Annotated in this window: 17 protein-coding genes; 7 read left to right on the top strand and 10 right to left on the bottom strand. The window is 48.3% G+C overall.

Annotation, left to right across the window (positions count from 1 at the left end):
* The first annotated feature begins 93 nt into the window (after positions 1–93).
* From barA to K0H60_RS05900, 3 genes are all read left to right on the top strand, one after another.
* Positions 94–2,901 carry a two-component sensor histidine kinase BarA gene (gene barA / locus K0H60_RS05910; protein ID WP_220057568.1) on the top strand — a complete coding sequence of 936 codons (2,808 nt, stop codon included), beginning with the start codon at positions 94–96 and terminating at the stop codon, positions 2,899–2,901.
* A complete protein-coding gene (locus tag K0H60_RS05905; protein WP_011716210.1) occupies positions 2,876–3,475 on the top strand; it encodes a YjaG family protein in 600 nt (199 codons plus the stop codon). The genes barA and K0H60_RS05905 overlap by 26 nt, the downstream gene beginning before the upstream one ends.
* A gap of 363 nt (positions 3,476–3,838) precedes the next feature.
* Complete coding sequence (locus K0H60_RS05900) at positions 3,839–4,072, top strand: DUF3319 domain-containing protein (RefSeq protein ID WP_011625558.1); 234 nt, start codon at positions 3,839–3,841, stop codon at positions 4,070–4,072.
* A gap of 5 nt (positions 4,073–4,077) precedes the next feature.
* Here the strand turns inward: K0H60_RS05900 and lldR are convergent, their stop codons facing one another.
* A complete protein-coding gene (gene lldR / locus K0H60_RS05895; RefSeq protein WP_088210817.1) occupies positions 4,078–4,977 on the bottom strand; it encodes a LysR family transcriptional regulator LldR in 900 nt (299 codons plus the stop codon).
* A 276-nt stretch (positions 4,978–5,253) separates the two neighbouring features.
* Here lldR and K0H60_RS05890 point away from each other — a divergent pair, with 276 nt between their 5' ends.
* The 3 genes from K0H60_RS05890 (at position 5,254) to K0H60_RS05880 (ending at position 9,293) form a co-directional block, all read left to right on the top strand.
* Positions 5,254–6,216, top strand: a complete 963-nt coding sequence (locus tag K0H60_RS05890; protein ID WP_220057567.1) for an AEC family transporter — start codon at positions 5,254–5,256, stop codon at positions 6,214–6,216.
* Between the two features lie 129 nt (positions 6,217–6,345).
* Positions 6,346–8,004 (top strand): DNA repair protein RecN, encoded by a 1,659-nt coding sequence (gene recN, locus K0H60_RS05885; protein ID WP_220057566.1) that lies wholly within the window; start codon positions 6,346–6,348, stop codon positions 8,002–8,004.
* 413 nt (positions 8,005–8,417) lie between these two features.
* Complete coding sequence (locus tag K0H60_RS05880; protein ID WP_220057565.1) at positions 8,418–9,293, top strand: universal stress protein; 876 nt, start codon at positions 8,418–8,420, stop codon at positions 9,291–9,293.
* 71 nt (positions 9,294–9,364) lie between these two features.
* On the opposite strand, the gene K0H60_RS05875 is transcribed toward K0H60_RS05880, so the two are convergent.
* From K0H60_RS05875 to glyA, 9 genes are all read right to left on the bottom strand, one after another.
* Positions 9,365–9,859 (bottom strand): phosphatidylglycerophosphatase A family protein, encoded by a 495-nt coding sequence (locus K0H60_RS05875; RefSeq protein ID WP_220057564.1) that lies wholly within the window; start codon positions 9,857–9,859, stop codon positions 9,365–9,367.
* Positions 9,859–10,815, bottom strand: a complete 957-nt coding sequence (gene thiL, locus K0H60_RS05870) for a thiamine-phosphate kinase (RefSeq protein WP_011716204.1) — start codon at positions 10,813–10,815, stop codon at positions 9,859–9,861. Before thiL ends, K0H60_RS05875 begins: the two co-directional genes overlap by 1 nt.
* 78 nt (positions 10,816–10,893) lie before the next feature.
* Positions 10,894–11,298, bottom strand: a complete 405-nt coding sequence (gene nusB, locus K0H60_RS05865; protein ID WP_011621889.1) for a transcription antitermination factor NusB — start codon at positions 11,296–11,298, stop codon at positions 10,894–10,896.
* Positions 11,299–11,312: 14 nt separating this feature from the next.
* The gene (gene ribH, locus K0H60_RS05860) at positions 11,313–11,789 is read right to left on the bottom strand and encodes a 6,7-dimethyl-8-ribityllumazine synthase (RefSeq protein WP_011073313.1); all 477 of its coding nucleotides are present in this window, start codon (positions 11,787–11,789) and stop codon (positions 11,313–11,315) included.
* 139 nt (positions 11,790–11,928) lie between these two features.
* On the bottom strand, positions 11,929–13,032 hold the full coding sequence (gene ribBA, locus K0H60_RS05855) for a bifunctional 3,4-dihydroxy-2-butanone-4-phosphate synthase/GTP cyclohydrolase II (RefSeq protein WP_011716202.1): 1,104 nt from the start codon (positions 13,030–13,032) through the stop codon (positions 11,929–11,931).
* A 67-nt stretch (positions 13,033–13,099) separates the two neighbouring features.
* Entirely contained in the window at positions 13,100–13,756 is a 657-nt protein-coding gene (locus tag K0H60_RS05850) for a riboflavin synthase (RefSeq protein WP_220057563.1), read from the bottom strand.
* 7 nt (positions 13,757–13,763) lie between these two features.
* On the bottom strand, positions 13,764–14,909 hold the full coding sequence (gene ribD / locus K0H60_RS05845) for a bifunctional diaminohydroxyphosphoribosylaminopyrimidine deaminase/5-amino-6-(5-phosphoribosylamino)uracil reductase RibD (protein ID WP_220057562.1): 1,146 nt from the start codon (positions 14,907–14,909) through the stop codon (positions 13,764–13,766).
* 87 nt (positions 14,910–14,996) lie between these two features.
* On the bottom strand, positions 14,997–15,446 hold the full coding sequence (gene nrdR, locus K0H60_RS05840) for a transcriptional regulator NrdR (protein WP_011073317.1): 450 nt from the start codon (positions 15,444–15,446) through the stop codon (positions 14,997–14,999).
* Positions 15,447–15,656: 210 nt separating this feature from the next.
* Positions 15,657–16,910 (bottom strand): serine hydroxymethyltransferase, encoded by a 1,254-nt coding sequence (gene glyA / locus K0H60_RS05835; RefSeq protein ID WP_011625551.1) that lies wholly within the window; start codon positions 16,908–16,910, stop codon positions 15,657–15,659.
* Positions 16,911–17,100: 190 nt separating this feature from the next.
* Between glyA and ettA the strand changes: the two genes are divergently transcribed.
* Entirely contained in the window at positions 17,101–18,768 is a 1,668-nt protein-coding gene (ettA, locus tag K0H60_RS05830; protein ID WP_088210825.1) for an energy-dependent translational throttle protein EttA, read from the top strand.
* Positions 18,769–18,812: the final 44 nt, after the last annotated feature.

The following is an 18,812-nucleotide window of genomic DNA, read 5'->3' as shown; positions in this document are numbered from 1 at the left end:
CTAAATCAATAAAAAACTGGTAAAGACCGCCCTTTTTCTGGCAGTCTTATAAAATTATATCGTCCCTAGAACTTAGGAAACTGCGCTGCGGCTATGAACCCTGTCAACAACATGACCAAATACAGCTTACGTTCCTGGGTTCTGGTGCTTGCGCTTGCGCCGACGATCTTAGTCGGTATTCTGCTGGGCAGCTACTTTACCATAAATCGCTTCTATGAACTCGAAGAGACGCTGATTGAACAGGGCAGCAATATTATCGAACCTTTAGCGATTGCCAGTGAAGTGGGACTCGTGGGCAATGACAGGGAAGCGACGAAACGGCTCCTTGCCGCAGCCCAACTGAATAAATCCACGCTCGTTAAATCTATCGCTATTTTTGACATTCAAAATCAACTGTTTGTCACATCGCATTACCACAAAGATTTCGAAATCATGCGCTATAAAGAGGCGCTGACCAATCTGCACAAAACCGAAATTGAACACGTGGGCGACAGCCTTATCCTACGCACACCGATTTTTGCCACCGCACCACCTGCGGCGGGGGCACCCGTCAATTTTGATATCCAAACCGATAATGGCGAGCTGCTTGGCTATATTTCGGTGATTATCAATAAAGAACGCGCGCTGCTCGAACAACACAGGGCCGCCGTGGCCGCCTTTATTATCGTCTTGATTGGGGTGCAATTAAACCTGTTGTTTACCTTTCGTCTGGTTAAAAACGTCACCCAGCCGATTACCGAAATGGTGCGAGTGGTCGCCAAAATCCGTGAGGGTAAACTCGATGCAAGACTCGAGGGCAATCTTATCGGTGAGCTGGATTTGCTTAAACGCGGTATTAACGCCATGGCGGGCTCGCTATCGGAATATCACGATGAAATGCAGCAAAATATCGATCAGGCAACTTCGGATCTACGGGAAACCTTAGAGCAGATTGAGATCCAAAACGTCGAGCTCGACTTAGCCAAAAAACGCGCGCTGGAGGCCAGCCGCATTAAGTCAGAATTCTTGGCGAACATGTCCCACGAGCTGCGCACACCATTAAACGGCGTGATAGGCTTTGCCCGTCAGCTCGTTAAAACCCCGCTGCACTCAAGCCAAGTCGATTACATTAATACCATCGAGCGCAGCGCGACTAACCTGCTGGCGATTATCAACGATATTCTCGACTTCTCTAAACTCGAAGCCGGCAAAATGGTGTTAGAAAACATGCCATTCGGCCTAAGGGAAACCTTAGGTGAGACAATCACTTTAATCTCCGGTAGCGCGCAGGCCAAAGGGCTGGAGTTAGTGGTCGATATTGCACCCAATGTCCCCGACAATGTTAACGGCGATGCGATGCGTGTTTGCCAAATTATCAATAACTTAGTGGGCAATGCCATCAAGTTTACCGATTCGGGCAGCGTGTTGGTCAAGTTAGAGTTACAAAACCAGACCGATGATCAAGTGGTGCTGCGCTGTGATGTGATTGATACCGGCATTGGGATTGATGAAAACCAACAGGACTTCCTGTTCCAAGCCTTTGGCCAAGCAGACTCCTCGATTTCTCGCCGCTTTGGCGGCACAGGGCTGGGGCTGGTCATCACTAAGCGCCTCGTCAACCAAATGGGCGGCCAAATTGGCTTCACCTCTTCGGTGGATAAGGGCTCTAACTTCTGGTTCACCCTGCCATTAGGCCTAGGTCAATTCCAGATTGGAGATTCGCTGCCCTTTGAAAAACTTAAAGATAAAACCGTGCTGTTTTATGAGCCCAGAGTACTCACCCATTCGGTGATTAGTCGTCAGCTAAAACAGTGGGATACTAAGGTCACTCACCATCAACACATACCAAGCTTGCTGACGACGCTCTCGACCACTGAGCATCAGTTCGATTATGTGCTGTTGAGTTGCCATGGATTTAGCAATCCGAATCAATTGGTCAGTACCCTAAATCAAGCTAAGAGTAAAACAGATTGCTTGATCGTGCTGTTCGATTGCCAAGAGCAGGAAGTACTAAGCCAATTTATTCGCCCCAATGCCGATGTGGTGTTGTCACAGCCAGTAAGTGAACACCAATTGGCGCGTAATATGCTCTATCCACCAATGGAATACGATATTTTACCTCCCGTGGCGATTACCGTCCCCGCCGCGCGCCAGTCCCTTACTGTGTTGGCGGTGGATGATAACTTTGCCAATTTAAAATTGATTGATACCCTGCTTAACGAGTTAGTGACGACCGTCATCGCCGTTAACAGTGGTGAAGAAGCCGTGAAGCAGGCTAAGAGCCGCACCTTTGACCTTATCTTTATGGATATCCAGATGCCGGGCACCGACGGCATCAGCGCCACTAAGCAAATCCGCCAAGGGTCGATGAACCGCAACACGCCCATTATTGCCGTGACCGCCCACGCGATTGCCGAGGAACGAGAGCTGATTTTAGGCAGCGGCATGGATGGTTACTTGCCTAAACCTATCGACGAAGCCGCCCTCAAAGCGGAGATAAACCGCTGGATCACTCGGCCCAAGTTCACCCACTTCGATTTACACACCCTCAACTGGGATCTCTGCTTAACCCAAGCCAACCATAAGTCGGATTTAGCCTTAGATATGTTGCGCATGTTATTGGATTCCTTGCCACAAACGGTCTCAGCAATTGAGACGGCGCTGAATCAGAACGATCAAGCGACTATGCTCACCACTATCCATAAACTCCATGGTGCCAGTTGCTATTGTGGGGTGCCAACCACACAGCGATTATGCCAAGAGATTGAATCGGCATTGAAACGGGATGCTCGTGTCGAAGATCTCGAACCGGAAATACTAGAGTTACTTGATGAGCTAACTAAGGTAGAATCGGCGGCAAAACAAGTGCTATCACAGCTATCAGCGGAAATAACAGATGACCAAAAAAACGGGCTTCTTTAAGCGTTTAAAGGCGCTAGAACTACCACAGAAAAAACTCTTTGCCATTGCCCTTTGCCAACGAATGTTACCTAACTATCAATTGTTTTCAGAGGTTTGCGAGTTTGGCGATCCTGCGGTATTAAGCACTGTGCTCGATCTTCTTTGGCAATCCCAGTACGACAACAAGCTGAAATTCAACATTGATGTGCATCTACAGCGCTTAGAAGATAACACCCCTGAACCCGCCGATTTTGATAACTATGGCGTATACCCAGCGATGGATGCCGTAGTTGCTCTGTCTACGTTACTCGGTGCGATTCAAACCGATCTTGAAGAAGATATCACCAATATCAGCAAGTTATCCTCAAGCACTGTAGCGAACTACATTGAGACCATCAGCGATGTGGATTTAACCGATGATGCCTTAGATGACTATGTCTTCGCCCATGAAGTGATGGAAGAAGAGCGCGAACTGCAAAATACGCTGCTGGAAATCATCGAAGAAAATCCTAAGATCACCGCCGAGTTAGTGAAAGGTTTACGCAAAGAGATTATCGAAGCGGGTGTCTCGAATATCGGTATTAGCGTCGCGTAAGTGAGACCTGCTACCTAAGAGTGGTTCACTATTAGGTAGCATCTTATACCAATCGTATTAAATATCTGTTCATTCAGCGGGAGTTAAACGGGCTTTAGAAAAGGCGAAGGCTTGAAGGCATAGTGGCGCTCTGTCGAAAGCCTTAAACGCAGTATAAAGCCCGTTCAACCCCGCCCTTCGGGAGCCTCACAGGCATCCCACTCCCGTGTTACATTGACTTAAAAGGGAATAACCATTTCTTCGTCAATGCGCCTTGGATTGAGATGCTTGTGAGGCTCTGAACTGATTAGATATTTAATGTGATTGGTATTAGCCAACGGATAACACTGCGAGGGATAGGATTAAGCCAAGCATCCATTCAATATGAAAAAACTCGTTTACCAAGGATTTATCTTAACCAATAGCGAAGGTCGCACCGATACCTGGAAACTCACCATAGGCCAGCAAAGCCGTATTGGTTCTCTGTTTGAACTGCGCCGTTTAGTCAATTACTACCTTGAACTGGGGATAGTGCCCGCCACCCGCGCTAGCCTGCAAGAGGCGAAGCAGACCCAAAACTCCATGAGTAAAAATCCGCTAAAACCCCGCAAACGCTAACGAGCTTAAATCATCGAAAACAGCTCGGGCGCCTTAGACTGCATAAACTCTATAAATACTTTTACCTTTAGCGGCTGCTGACTCCGCTGGTGATACAGAATCGATATTCTGCGCTGCTCACCTATCCATTCGGGCAAGAGTACTTTTAACTGTCCCTCTTTAATCTGCTGTTTAACAAATAATTCAGGGCCATAGAGAATGCCGCCATGATCGAGAGTCGCCTGAATCGCACCGTGCAGATCCGTGAGCGTGAGCTTTGTCGGGCCATTAAAATAAAACGACTCGCCATTCGGGTGTTTTAAGTGCCAGTTAAACAGTGGCCACACTTTAATTAACTGATGGGCTTCAAGATCATCGGGATGGGTTAACTTAGGCGCCGAGGCTAAATATTCCGGCGTCGCAAATAGGCGGTAATCAAGCTCGCCTAAGGTGCTCGACACCCAAGAGGAATCGGGCTGGGCACCGCCCACAATCGCCACATCGATTCCTTTATCAATTAAATCCACCAACTCATTGCTTTGGGAAATATGCAGGCGAATATCGGGATATAAACGCCCAAACTCGTTCAATGCACGGATAAAGATGATAGAAATAATCGAAATCGGCGCCGCTATTCGCAATGTCCCTTCGGGTTTATCACTGCCGACACCGCTGAGTTCATCAAATTGGGCAATGACGCTCTGGTAGCGTTGGAATAATGCTAGGCCTTCTTCGGTTAACCGCAGCTTACGAGTGCTACGCATAAACAATTGCTTATCGAGCTTCTCCTCAAGTTTGGCCAGCTTACGGCTCACAGTGGCGATGGGCATATCGAGCTCTTTAGCCGCTTGGGAAAAACTCCCCGCATTCACTAAATGCACAAACAGATAAATTAACTGCAGCTCGGCGCCTATATCATCAGCCATTTTCTATCCCAATCGTTTATGTGAGTGCTTCTGTTCAGACTATGCACTAACTCATTGTGTTTTAAACGTAGAATTATTCACTTCTACGACCATAGCGCAATAGCCTCTAGGGGGAATGCTATGCTATTTTGCTAACAGATTTACTGCGCTAGCGCCGATTATCGTCAATTCGCTGAAATAACATCCCAACCGACCTCACCTTGGCGGCTTGAATGAAATCAAGCATCACTAAGGCTATCTCGCGGGATAAGCAACACAAAAGGATGAGTGAGGGTCATGAACATTTTAACCCCTCTGTTTGCCGTCTTCGGGATCATGCTACTGGGCACATTGGTGCAAAAACTGCGCTTTCTCCCAGTAGAAACAGACCAAGTACTCAATCAATATGTTTACTATATTGCGTTCCCTGCCATCCTGTTGATAGCACTGGCGCAGCAGCCCATTGAAGAGATCCTACAGTGGGGATTTATCGCTGGGTACAGCGCAGCCATGCTGCTGATTTACCTCGTTTGTATCGGCATCTCCCTGCTGGTTAATCCTAAACAACATGCAATTGCCGCCGTGCGCGCCTTAAATGCCACTTTTGGTAATACCGCATTTATTGGTATTCCACTCCTTATCATCTTATTTCCCCAGCAACAAAGCGCCTTAGTTGCCGCTGCGATTGCCAGTTTATTGTCCGTACTCATGTTTGCCGTAGCCTTGGTTTCGCTGGAGCTCGCCACCAATAAACAGCGACAACATCACGCCGCAGTGATCATGCTGTTAGCCGTGGTGAAAAACCCAATTGTGATTGGTTGTTTTATTGGCGTGGCCATCTCGGCATTAGGGATAACTCTCCCCTCAGGCTTGGCAATGATGATCCAGCAGATAGGCAATACCTCCAGTCCCTGTGCCCTCTTTGCCGTCGGCATGGTGTTGGCTAAAGCTATGCGCTATCAAAAAGATAGCAAGGTCTTTAGCCTGACAAACTTTATCGAACTGAGCCTGATCAACCTGTTTAAACTTATCCTGCAACCCGCCTTGGTTTACTTCATGTTAAAAGGCGTGGGTGTCACGGGCGACTATCTCGTTATGGGCGTCATCCTCAGCGCCTTACCCACTGCGGCAAGTGTCTATCTGTTGGCTCAACGCTATAACACTCAAGCCTCCAGCAGTGCTCAAGGGATACTCTTTGGCACTATAGTGACCTTTTTCAGCTTACCCATTCTGGAGCAACTCGTTAAAACCTATTCATAAACAAATAATTAGATTTTACAATATAGCGACATGTCGAATATTCACCCAAAGCCACTTTACTGTATATAAATTCAGTATATACTGTTTATCAATACAGTGATTTGGTAAGTTTTTCGACAGGAACTCACTATGCTTTGCCAACTCAGCATCAACAATTTCGCTATCGTACGTTTCCTTGAACTGGACTTTCGCCCCGGTATGACCAGCATTACCGGTGAGACTGGCGCGGGGAAATCCATTGCCATCGACGCGCTAGGTTTGTGCCTAGGCAACCGTGCCGATGCCAGCAGTGTTCGCCCTGGCGCGAGCAAAACCGAAGTCAGTGCCCGATTTTCACTCGAGGATGTGCCTCTGGCAAAACGCTGGCTCGAAGATAACGATCTCGAACTCGATGATGAGTGTATTCTGCGTCGAACCATTGGCAGTGATGGCCGCTCACGCGCCTATATCAATGGCAATCCTGTGCCGTTAACTCAACTGAAATTACTGGGACAATTGCTTGTGGGGATTCATGGCCAGCACGCCCACCATGCAATGTTAAAGAGTGAACACCAGCTCACCTTACTCGATAGCTACGCCAATCACAGACTACTGATAGACACAGTAGCGGCAAGCTATCAGCGCTGTAAACAAATTGAAGCCGAACTCAAACAATTAGAAGCCTCACAGCAGGAACGTATCGCCCGTAAACAACTGGTGCAATATCAAGTTGAAGAGTTAGATGAGTTTGATCTCAAGGTCGGTGAATTTGAAGAGATTGAACAGGAACACAAACGTCTCGCAAACGGCACCGAATTGGTCGATAGCTGCCAAGCCAGCCTGTTTTTGCTCACGGATGGTGAAGAGAGCAATATCGAGTCACTACTGAATAAAGCCGTTGGCCTTGCAGAGAATTTGCAAAGCTATGATCCCGCATTAACCAATGTCAGCACTATGCTGAACGAAGCGCTAATTCAAGTGCAAGAGAGCGCAGGCGAATTGCAGCACTACCTAAGTAAACTTGAACTCGACCCCGCGCATTTTGCCTATTTAGAGGAAAGGCTCTCTAAAGCCATGCAACTGGCCCGTAAGCACCATGTTAACCCAGACAAATTAGCCGAGCATCATCTCGCCCTCAGGGCCGAACTCACCACACTCGATGATGATGAAAATAAGCTAGAAGATATCCAACGCCAACTGGAGGCCAGTAAAGTGGCCTACCTCGCTAACGCGCAAAAGCTGAGTCAGAGCCGCGCCCGTTATGCGAAAGAGTTGGATAAGTTGGTGACTCAATCCATCCACGAACTCAATATGCCTAAGGGTAAGTTCACCATTGAAGTGAATTTCAACCCAGAAATCATGTCGATGAATGGCAGCGATAATATAGAGTTTATGGTCACCACCAACCCTGGCCAGCCATTACAACCTATATCTAGGGTTGCCTCAGGCGGCGAATTGTCACGTATTGGCTTAGGTATTCAAGTCATTACCGCGAAAAAGGTTGCCACACCAACACTCATTTTCGATGAGGTGGATGTTGGGATCTCGGGCCCCACTGCAGCCGTGGTTGGACGTATGCTGCGTAGCCTTGGCGAATCGACCCAAGTACTGTGTGTAACCCACTTGCCGCAAGTTGCAGGTAATGGTCATCAACATATGTTTGTGAATAAATTCAACAAGGCAGGAAGTACTGAAACCACTATGACGCCTTTAGATAAGGAACAACGTATCCAAGAGCTCGCCAGATTACTCGGTGGCGATACGATTACCACCAACACCTTAGCCAATGCACGGGAGTTATTACAGTAGTCATTCGCTTAATCTTGTAAATAAAGATGTACACATAATGAAGGTTCTGAGAGAGCCTTCATTTTTATTGTGCAGAATAATTATCCAAGCTAAAGCATAAATAATATTAAATTTTAGAATACGTTAGAATATTCAAACAACCCAATATCTAAATACTCGATACCAAATACCCTATGATAATAAAAATCACCTTTGTGAAGGGTGAATGAATAAATTTTTATATAAATAGGCATGATTATAAAAAAATATTCGAAAGCACTATCGTAGATTAAGGTAACTACATGAAATTTAATTATTAACTTTAGTTAGATTATTATCGGCTAGATTGCAAATTTAATAGCGATAATTAATATTACCGTATGAGCCCTATTTTCCTAGACTTAATTACCTCTCAGGTCAATAGGAGTTTTAGCATGCCTTTCCAGCATATTCTCGCGGCGGTGGATGAATCAGTTCCCCCCAACGCGGTTCTAAAAAAGTCCGTCGTATTGGCCAGGAAATGCCACGCATCGTTAACTATCCTAAAAGTGAAACGAACCCACAATTTTAATCTTAATCTGTTATTTCATAGAGATAAGTCAAAGTTAATGCCTGATGACAGGCGAAAGCCTATCTTGGCCTATCCCGACAAACAATATCCAATCCGTATAAAGGAATGCCTTTCCCATTCAATTCATAATGCTATCGTCAATGAATGTAGCCAGTTAGATTACGACCTCATCATCGTCAGTCATAAATTCTATCCACCTTTCTTCAGTGAATTTTTAATTGCAGATGAATGGCAATTACTGAGATTGCCTAATATTCCGGTGATGTTTGTCGATCTTGAAGATTGGCACGAAAATGGTCACGTACTCACCGCCCTTGAACTAGACAATGAAAATACCAGTCACCTTGAGTTTAATGAAACGCTGATAGAAGAAAGTAAACGGATTGCAACCTTGCTATCTAATGATCTGCACTTAATTAACAGTTACTTGCCCGATCCCTTCTATATGAGCTTTAATCATCAGCAACAAGAGCAACTCTGTGAACGGGACAAATATAAGGCAAGACTCACAACGGTGGCACGGCAGCATAATCTCAGCACTCGCAACTTACACATTGAAGAAGGCTTGCCCGAAGATACGATTGCCAATGAGGCCCGCAGGCTCAACGTCAATATGCTGGTGATGGGCAGCGCCGAACGCAAAGGCATGTTGAGTGCATTTAAAGGTAATGCGGCGCGAAATATCATTAACAAGCTGCGCACCGATCTCTTTATTGTCAAACCGAGGCATCCGCATTAAAACACCGACACAAACAAAAGCCGCCTTTAGCATTCACTAACGGCGGCTTAATTAACACAAAACTGCTTTCGTTAATGGATAAAAGCAGCCAGGGCCTGCACACCAATAAGCGCAAAAATGCCTGCTAATACATCGTCGATCATAATGCCAAAGCCGCCTTCGACCTTGGCATCGAGCCAACGGATTGGCCAAGGTTTGATGATGTCAAAGAGACGAAACAGCACAAAACCAACGACTAACCAGAGCACTCCGGCTGGCGCCGCAATCATAGTGATTAATAGGCCTGCTACTTCATCCCAAACAATTGCGCCATGGTCATGTACGCCCATGTCCTTAGCCGCCTTATCGCAGATATAAATCCCCGCGAGTACGCATACTAAGGTCACGGCTAAATACCAACTCAAGGGCAATTGCGCCAATAACAAATAGAGCGGAACTGCCGCTAAGGTACCAAAGGTGCCGGGCGCCTTAGCCGCTAAACCACTGCCAAAGCCTAAAGCTAAAAAATGGATCGGATTTTTAAGAGACAGGCGCGACAGCGCCTGATCTTGGGATAACAACTTCATTAAAAATGCTCAAAACCATGATATGGCGGCGTAAACGGCTCACCATTGAGTTGCAATTTAAGTTTACTGCCCGCGCAAATTTGCCCAACCCGCACAAACTTAGTCCCAGCGTGGCTCAGTGCCGTTTCTAAAGCACCTTTTTGTGCCTCTGGCACGGTAAAGAGCAGCTCATAATCCTCGCCCCCCGTTAGCGCATAACCTAAAGCATGCTCTTCACTCACGGTATCTTGCATCGCGCGGGACAACGGAATCGTGCCCACATCCACAACAGCACCCACCTGCGATGCTTTGAGGATATGGCCAATGTCGGAGATAAAACCGTCGGATAAGTCGATGGCACTGGATGCCAAAGACCGTAACGATTGACCCGCTAACACTCGAGGCGTCGGACGATAATGGCGATTGATTAAGAACTCTTTATGCTCCGCACGCGCATGCTGCACGCCACGGATCAAATCCAGCCCTAATGCCGAATCGCCTAGCGTACCTGTCACATAAATCCAGTCACCCGCTTTTGCACCGTGGCGAGTCAGCGCCTTACCCTGCGGTACTTGTCCATGCACGGTAATGTTAATGGCTCTAGGGCCGCGGGTAGTATCACCGCCAATAAGGGCAATACCATAGTATTCCGCAGCTTCGAAGAGTCCCTCACTAAACCCACTCAGCCAGGCTTCGTTAACCTCTGGCAAGGTAAGCGCAAGCGTCATCCAAGCAGGTTCAGCCCCCATGGCGGCTAAATCCGAAAGATTCACAGCTAAGGCTTTGTAACCTAAGGCTTGAGGGGGAATATCGGGGAAGAAGTGAACGTTTTCGACTAAGGTATCGCAGGAGATGGCGATCGACTTGTTTTCGGCGGGCTGCACTAGGGCGCAATCGTCGCCAATACTCAGTTTGACATCACGGCGCGTGGGGCCGCGGTGATTGAAATAACATTCAATAAGTTGGAATTCTTTCACTGTACAGTTTGGCGCGACTCACATCGGCCACCTTTGTTAGCAATGAAAAACGGTATCCTAAGATACCGTTTGTCCTTATTACTTACGTGCAACCAGTTTGTCGAGTAATCCATTAACAAACTTATGGCTTTCATCCGCACCGAAAGCTTTAGCCAGTTCAATCGCCTCGTTAATCGCGACTTTGAACGGCACATCTTTACGGAAAGTCAGCTCATAGGCCGCTAAGCGAACTATGGCCTTCTCCACTGGCGACACCTCATCAATCGGGCGGTCTAAGTGTGGAATGAACAACTCATCCAGTTGGGTTTTCTTAGTTGCTACGCCTGCAAATAGCTCACGAAAATAAGCTACATCAACACCGTCGAGGCTCTGTTCAGTTAAAAACTCGTGCTCGACATCGGCAATATTATTCCCGCTTAGTTGCCATGAATAAATGGCTTGTACGGCTAAACGGCGGGCCTTGCGGCGCTCAGAAGGCTTCATTATTTTTCCTACTATTACAACTGTTGTTCTAGCTGTTGCAGAACATTGACCATTTCAAGCAAGCTTAGTGCAGCTTCGCCGCCCTTGTTACCTGCTTTAGTACCTGAACGCTCAATGGCTTGTTCAATGGTATCTGTCGTCAATACACCGAAGGCAACGGGCAGATCGAACTCTAATGCGATTTGAGCTAGACCTTTGTTACATTCACCTGCAACAAAATCAAAATGAGGGGTACCACCACGGATCACAGCACCAAGTGCGATGATACCGTCAAACTTACCACTTGCGGCAACACGACGTGCAGCCAGCGGTAACTCAACCGCACCAGGTACACGGACGACAGTGATGTTTTCATCACTGACTTGGCCAAAACGTTTCAGCGTGTCAAGTGCACCTTCAAGCAGGCTCTCAACTAAAAAGCTGTTAAAACGCGAAATTACAATCGCAACTTTGGCATTCTTCGCTTCGATATTACCTTGAACTACGTTCATTTTCTTACCTAATTTAGCTAAAGCACCCGGCTTGGGCGAAAAGTGGCGACATGATACCACAGTCAATCGCCCACAGCCCTATGCAAATTATACAAATGATTAATTTTACCTTAGTGCAACGTCTAACAAGCTCGGCCTGTTACTCCGCTACGTATTCAGTCACTTCAAGACCAAAGCCAGAGAGCGAGTGATAACGCTTAGGCGAACTTAAGAGACGCATTTTGGTTACCCCAAGGCTGGCAAGGATTTGCGAACCTACACCCACGCGGCGCGAAGTGCCTTGCCATTTTGCAGACGCTGGCGCTTGACCTTGATCTTCTGCTTCAAAGGCTTTGACTTTAGAGAGAATTTCACAGGTATGCTCTTGATTGCCCAGCAGCACCAACACTCCACCTTCGGCAGAAATACGCTCCATGGCTTTTTCAAGCGGCCAACTACGCTGCTGATCGCGCTCCGAGTGGAGTAAATCGTTGAAAGTATTTTGTAAGTGTACGCGCACTAAACAATCTGGCTTCACCTCGCCCTTCACTAAGGCAAAGTGCAGTTGATTGTCGATAGTATCCCTAAAGGTCACCATGTCGAACTCGCCAAAGCGGGTTGGCAGTTTACATTTGGCTTCACGCACGACAGTGGTTTCTTTGGTGTTGCGGTATTCGATAAGCGCCGCAATAGTGCCGATTTTAATCCCATGCAATTCAGAGAAAATCTCTAAATCAGGGCGACGGGCCATAGTGCCGTCTTCATTGAGGATCTCAACAATCACGCCCGATGGCTCAAGCCCCGCTAAACGGGCTAAATCACAACCCGCCTCAGTGTGACCTGCGCGGGTTAACACGCCGCCGTCCTGCGCCATTAATGGGAAGATATGACCAGGTTGTACTAAATCCGATGCCTTGGCATCTTTAGCCACGGCAGCTTTAACAGTCACAGCGCGATCGTGGGCCGAAATCCCGGTGGTTACGCCTTCAGCCGCTTCAATCGATACCGTAAAGTTAGTCGAGAACTGCGCATTGTTGTTAGTCACCATCAAGGGCAGGTTTAACTGCTGGCAACGGGCCTTAGTCATCGTTTGGCAGATAAGTCCACGACCGTATTTCGCCATAAAGTTAATCGCTTCAGGCGTCACCAGCTCGGCCGCCATAATCAGGTCGCCTTCGTTTTCTCTGTCTTCGTCATCCATCAAAATAACCATTTTGCCTTGACGAATATCCTCGATGATCTCTTCTATACTGTGCAGCGCCATTGTAGGACCTTTATGATTTTACTGTTGTTATGAAATTCTATACCTAAGTGAGCTAAGTGCCAGTGCCCTAACGCACAAAGCCAGCACGGGCTAACATTTCCATGGTTACCCCACCGCCTTGGGTTTCTTTAGAGTCAAAGCGCATTAAACGCTCTAAATAGCGGGCGATTAAATCCACTTCAATATTAACCTTATCACCAGCTTTCAAATCCACCAGTGTGGTTTCACCCGCCGTATGAGGCACTATGGTTAAACGAAAACGGTGTCCATCGACTTCGTTTACCGTGAGGCTCACGCCATCGATGGTGATAGAACCTTTATGGGCGATATAGCGCGCCAGTTCAGTTGGCGCCGCTAACCAAAACTCAATCGCTTGACCCCGCGCCAAACGCTGCTCTACGGTGGCAATGCCATCCACATGGCCGCTGACCATATGCCCGCCGAGGCGAGTTGTCGGGGTAACGGCTTTTTCAAGATTAACCTTAGTGCCCACTTTATAGTTAGCAAAGCCTGTGAGACTGACAGTTTCAGCCGACACATCCGCCACATAGCCATCGGCTAATTGCTGAACCACAGTCAAACACACACCATTGGTGGCGATACTGTCGCCTAAACGCACATCGCTTAAATCCAGTTTGCCACTGGCGACCGTCAAACGAATATCATCGCCTTTACGTTCAAGCTTTCGCAGCGTGCCTACGGCCTCAATAATCCCAGTAAACATGGTTAACTCACTTATTCGCTAAAGATGGATTGGACGTGAGCCGCAAGGTGAAACGCATATCCGCGCCCACTTTACGCTCATCGACCAGTTTGAGGGTCGGAATATCGGCCATCATTTGATAATCGGGTAATTCGAGTAGATTACGTCCTTGTGCGCCAAGGATTTTCATCGCTTGATACAGCACTAACTCATCGGCTAATCCCGCGCCGATAAAGGCACCCGCTAAGGTCGCGCCCGCTTCGATAAGCACCTGATTACAGCTTTTGCCTAAATAGCTTAAGAGTGCGGGCAGCGAGATGCGACCATCAATCGCCGGTAATTGAAGACAAGTCACATGGGCCGGCAACTGCGCTATAAAGGCTGGCGAGTAAGGCTCAGTTGAGACTAATAAAATCGGCGATTCAATCGTAAGCAAGGCCGCCGTAATCGGCATGCGGCAACGACTGTCTAAAATCACCCGCAGCGGTTGTAAAATCTGCGCTTCACTCAATTGCGAGCTAAGACTGCTAAGCTCTGAGTAGCGCACATTGAGCGAAGGGTCATCGGCCAGTACGGTTTCAATCCCAGTGACCAGTGCGCAGGCGCGCAAACGTAAGCGCTGCACATCGCGGCGAGCTTCGGGGCCTGTAATCCACTTAGAGACACCGTTGGATAGCGCGGTTTTACCATCGAGACTCGCGGCAAGCTTTACCGTTACCCAAGGCAGGCCCGACTCCATGCGCTTCATAAAACCAAGATTTAAAGCGTAAGCTTCGTCGCGATGTAAACCGACATCCACTTGAATGCCCGCATCGCGCAGCATTTGAATTCCGCGACCACCGACCTGCGGATTAGGGTCTTCAACTGCGACCACCACACGTTTTACACCAATATTGATCAGCGCCAAGGCGCACGGCGGTGTGCGGCCATAATGGCTACAAGGTTCTAAGGTGACATAGGCGGTCCCGCCGCGGGCAAGTTCGCCTGCCATGCGCAGTGCATGCACCTCGGCGTGGGGCTCGCCGGCTTTTTGATGATAACCTTCGCCGACAATGTGATTATCTTTTACGATAACGCAGCCCACACTAGGATTGGGGCGAGTGGTATAAAATCCTTTGCGAGCCAATTGTATGGCTCGGCTCATCATCTGGTTATCGAGTTCTGACCAATTCATATAAACCCTATGAAATCCTGAGGAAGCGTGCCCGAATGCGGCGCATAACGAGGCGCTAACCTAAGCGCTAACCTAAGATAACCCACGTTACTTTTGCAGTTTCGCAATCGCCTCGCCAAATTCGGAGACGTCTTCAAAGGCGCGGTAAACCGAGGCAAAACGAATATAGGCAACCTTATCTAGGCTCATTAACTGTTCCATCATCAAGTTACCTATCATCTCGGATGGCACTTCGCGCTCACCAGTAGCCCGCAGCGTTGACTTGATTTTACTTAAGGCCTGCTCGATTTCATCCATAGACACGGGGCGCTTTTCGACCGCGCGTAACATGCCTGCTTGCAGCTTTTCTTCATCGAAGGGTTGGCGCGTGCCATCACGTTTAATCACCCGTGGCATGACTAATTCAGCCCCTTCGAAGGTGGTAAATCTTTCGTGGCATTCGGTGCATTCTCGGCGACGACGCACTTGATGGCCTTCCGCCACTAATCGGGAATCGATCACTTTAGTATCTGTCGCGCTGCAAAATGGACAATGCATTGAGCCTCCTGCCGTGAATGGAATAAAGCCTATGGCTTTCGCTGTAGCTTGCTTAAACCGAGCGGGTTTAAGTCTAAGATTTTAGCAATAAAAATGGCCGCTTAATGCGGCCATGGGATTTTATCCTATTTATCGGCTGAGGTTAACCACCTAAGAGTGACACCCTAAGCAGTTGTGAACTCAGCCGCCATATTCAGATAAATTAACGAATTAACCGTAAACAGGGAAACGGGCGCACAGAGCCAATACTTGGCCTTTTACGCGCTCGATGACTGCTGGGTTGTGGGCATCGTCGAGGATGTCACAGATCCAACCGGTTAACTCTTTCGCTTCAGCTTCTTTAAAGCCACGGCGAGTGATCGCAGGCGTACCGATACGCACACCAGAGGTCACGAATGGAGAACGTGGATCGTTTGGCACAGAGTTTTTGTTTACTGTGATGTTCGCGCTACCTAAAGCGGCATCGGCTTCTTTACCCGTCAGGTCGCGACCAATTAAGTCCACCAGCATTAAGTGGTTGTCAGTACCGCCAGAAACGATCTTGTAACCACGCTCTAAGAACACTTCAACCATGGCTTTAGCATTCTTAACCACTTGTTGTTGGTAAGCTTTGAACTCTGGCTCTAAAGCTTCTTTGAAGGCTACCGCTTTACCCGCGATAACGTGCATCAAAGGACCACCTTGACCGCCTGGGAATACCGCAGAGTTCAGCTTTTTGTATAGCTCTTCATCATCGGCAGCAGACAGAATGATACCGCCACGAGGACCGGCTAAGGTCTTGTGAGTGGTTGACGTCACAACGTGCGCGTGTGGCACTGGGTTTGGATACACACCAGCGGCGATAAGACCCGCAACGTGCGCCATGTCGACAAACAGGTAAGCACCTATTTTGTCTGCGATTTCGCGCATTCTTGCCCAGTCAACGATGCCTGAGTAAGCAGAGAAACCACCGATCATCATCTTAGGCTTATGTTCAACCGCCAGACGTTCCATTTCGTCGTAGTCGATTTTGCCTGATTCATCGATGCCGTAAGGAATGATGTTGTACAGTCTACCGGAGAAGTTTACAGGTGAACCGTGGGTCAAGTGACCACCGTGAGCAAGGTTCATACCTAAAACGGTATCGCCTGGTTTTAACAATGCCATGTAAACGGCGCTGTTTGCTTGAGAACCTGAGTGAGGTTGTACGTTTGCGTAAGTCGCGCCAAACAGTTGTTTTGCACGCTCAATCGCTAAGGTTTCAACTACGTCCACATACTCACAACCACCGTAGTAGCGCTTGCCAGGATAACCTTCGGCGTACTTGTTGGTTAATTGTGAACCTTGCGCTTGCATCACGCGTGGACTGGTGTAGTTTTCAGAAGCAATCAGCTCAATATGCTCTTCTTGACGCAGAGTTTCGTTCTGAATTGCGTTGAACAGTTCCGGATCATAATCTGCGATATTCATATCTTTTTTCAGCATTGCTTACTCCAGCTGCCAATTCTTGTAGGTAGGGTTGCGCGGTATTCTACTCGTAACTAGCCGACAATCCCAGTCTCTGAAACATGAAAATCCTACAGTTTTACCTTGAACTCGCCTCAATGCCGAGTTGAGTTCGGCGCACAATCGAGTAGAATTAGCCGCATCATTAGTCACTTATAGATGCAGAAAAATGGCTCAGTTTGTTTACAGCATGCTGCGGGTGGGCAAGGTTGTTCCTCCTAAGAAGCAGATCCTTAAAGACATTTCCTTAAGCTTTTTCCCCGGCGCTAAGATCGGTGTGTTAGGTCTTAACGGTTCAGGTAAATCCACCCTACTGCGCATCATGGCCGGTATCGATACCGAAATTGAGGGTGAAGCGCGCCCAATGCCAGGGTTGAAGATTGGTTACCTGCCGCAAGAACCGAAACTCGACCCAACGCAAACCGTACGTGAGGCGATTGAAGAAGCGGTTTCTGAAGCCAAAAATGCCCTCAAACGCTTAGACGAAGTCTATGCGGCTTACGCCGATCCTGATGCGGACTTTGACGCGCTTGCCAAAGAGCAAGGCGAACTTGAAGCCATCATTCAGGCGCAGGACGCCCACAATCTGGACAACATCCTCGAGCGTGCGGCGAACGCCCTGCGTCTTCCAGATTGGGACGAGAAGATTGAAGTCTTATCGGGTGGTGAGCGCCGCCGTGTGGCGATTTGTCGTCTGCTGCTGGAAAAGCCAGAGATGCTGCTGCTCGACGAACCCACCAACCACTTGGACGCCGAATCAGTCGCTTGGCTCGAACACTTCCTGCAGGAATACTCGGGCACCGTTGTGGCGATTACCCACGACCGTTACTTCCTCGACAATGCCGCGGGCTGGATTTTAGAACTTGACCGTGGTGAGGGTATCCCATGGGAAGGCAACTACTCTTCATGGCTTGAGCAAAAAGATGCTCGCTTGAAGCAGGAATCTGCCGCTGAAAGCGCCCGCCAAAAGACCATCGCGAAAGAATTAGAATGGGTTCGCCAAGGCGCGAAAGGCCGTCAGTCTAAGGGTAAAGCCCGTATGGCGCGCTTTGAAGAGCTGAACACCTCTGATTACCAAAAACGTAACGAAACCAACGAGCTGTTTATTCCGCCAGGACCACGTTTAGGTGACAAAGTGATTGAGGTTAACAACTTAACCAAATCCTACGGTGACCGCGTGCTGATCGACAACCTGTCGTTCTCGATTCCTAAGGGCGCGATCGTCGGTATTATCGGTGCTAACGGCGCGGGTAAATCGACCCTGTTCCGTATGCTGTCTGGCAGCGAGCAGCCAGATAGCGGTACCATCGAGTTAGGTGAAACCGTGCAACTGGCGTCGGTTGAACAGTTCCGCGACTCAATGAATGACAAGAACACCATTTGGCAAGAAATTTCCGGTGGTCAAGACATCATGCGCATCAACAACATGGAAATCCCAAGCCGCGCCTATGTGGGCCGCTTCAACTTCCGTGGTGCGGATCAACAGAAAGTTATCGGCACATTGTCGGGTGGTGAGCGCAACCGTGTTCACTTAGCTAAGCTGCTGCAAGCTGGCGGTAACGTACTGCTCCTCGACGAACCCACCAACGACTTAGACGTTGAAACCCTGCGCGCACTGGAAGAAGCGATCCTCGAGTTCCCAGGTTGTGCCATGGTAATTTCGCACGACCGTTGGTTCTTAGACCGTATCGCGACCCATATTCTAGACTACCGCGACGAAGGCCAAGTGAACTTCTACGAAGGTAACTACACCGAATACTCGGCATGGTTGAAGAACACCTATGGTGCCGATGTGGTTGAGCCACACCGCTTAAAATACAAGCGTATGACCAAGTAAGCGCAATCGTTTATAGGTACATAAAAAGCCCCGCAATTGCGGGG

Origin of the sequence: Shewanella mangrovisoli (assembly GCF_019457635.1) — a bacterium.
In the GTDB taxonomy this organism is placed as follows: Bacteria; Pseudomonadota; Gammaproteobacteria; order Enterobacterales; family Shewanellaceae; genus Shewanella; species Shewanella mangrovisoli.
The sequence above is the reverse complement of the archived record's forward strand: the minus strand, read 5'-3'. Positions and strand labels throughout refer to the sequence as shown.

Bases quoted from the DNA above. Each gene is read 5' to 3' on its own strand.
- barA (WP_220057568.1), top strand. From the start codon at position 94: ATGAACCCTGTCAACAACATGACCAAATACAGCTTACGTTCCTGGGTT.
- K0H60_RS05850 (WP_220057563.1), bottom strand. From the start codon at position 13,756: ATGTTTACTGGGATTATTGAGGCCGTAGGCACGCTGCGAAAGCTTGAA.
- glyA (WP_011625551.1), bottom strand. From the start codon at position 16,910: ATGCTGAAAAAAGATATGAATATCGCAGATTATGATCCGGAACTGTTC.
- K0H60_RS05905 (WP_011716210.1), top strand. From the start codon at position 2,876: ATGACCAAAAAAACGGGCTTCTTTAAGCGTTTAAAGGCGCTAGAACTA.
- ribH (WP_011073313.1), bottom strand. From the start codon at position 11,789: ATGAACGTAGTTCAAGGTAATATCGAAGCGAAGAATGCCAAAGTTGCG.
- ribBA (WP_011716202.1), bottom strand. From the start codon at position 13,032: ATGGCGCTGCACAGTATAGAAGAGATCATCGAGGATATTCGTCAAGGC.
- K0H60_RS05900 (WP_011625558.1), top strand. From the start codon at position 3,839: ATGAAAAAACTCGTTTACCAAGGATTTATCTTAACCAATAGCGAAGGT.
- recN (WP_220057566.1), top strand. From the start codon at position 6,346: ATGCTTTGCCAACTCAGCATCAACAATTTCGCTATCGTACGTTTCCTT.
- ettA (WP_088210825.1), top strand. From the start codon at position 17,101: ATGGCTCAGTTTGTTTACAGCATGCTGCGGGTGGGCAAGGTTGTTCCT.
- K0H60_RS05890 (WP_220057567.1), top strand. From the start codon at position 5,254: ATGAACATTTTAACCCCTCTGTTTGCCGTCTTCGGGATCATGCTACTG.
- lldR (WP_088210817.1), bottom strand. From the start codon at position 4,977: ATGGCTGATGATATAGGCGCCGAGCTGCAGTTAATTTATCTGTTTGTG.
- K0H60_RS05880 (WP_220057565.1), top strand. From the start codon at position 8,418: ATGCCTTTCCAGCATATTCTCGCGGCGGTGGATGAATCAGTTCCCCCC.
- ribD (WP_220057562.1), bottom strand. From the start codon at position 14,909: ATGAATTGGTCAGAACTCGATAACCAGATGATGAGCCGAGCCATACAA.
- nrdR (WP_011073317.1), bottom strand. From the start codon at position 15,446: ATGCATTGTCCATTTTGCAGCGCGACAGATACTAAAGTGATCGATTCC.
- nusB (WP_011621889.1), bottom strand. From the start codon at position 11,298: ATGAAGCCTTCTGAGCGCCGCAAGGCCCGCCGTTTAGCCGTACAAGCC.
- K0H60_RS05875 (WP_220057564.1), bottom strand. From the start codon at position 9,859: ATGAAGTTGTTATCCCAAGATCAGGCGCTGTCGCGCCTGTCTCTTAAA.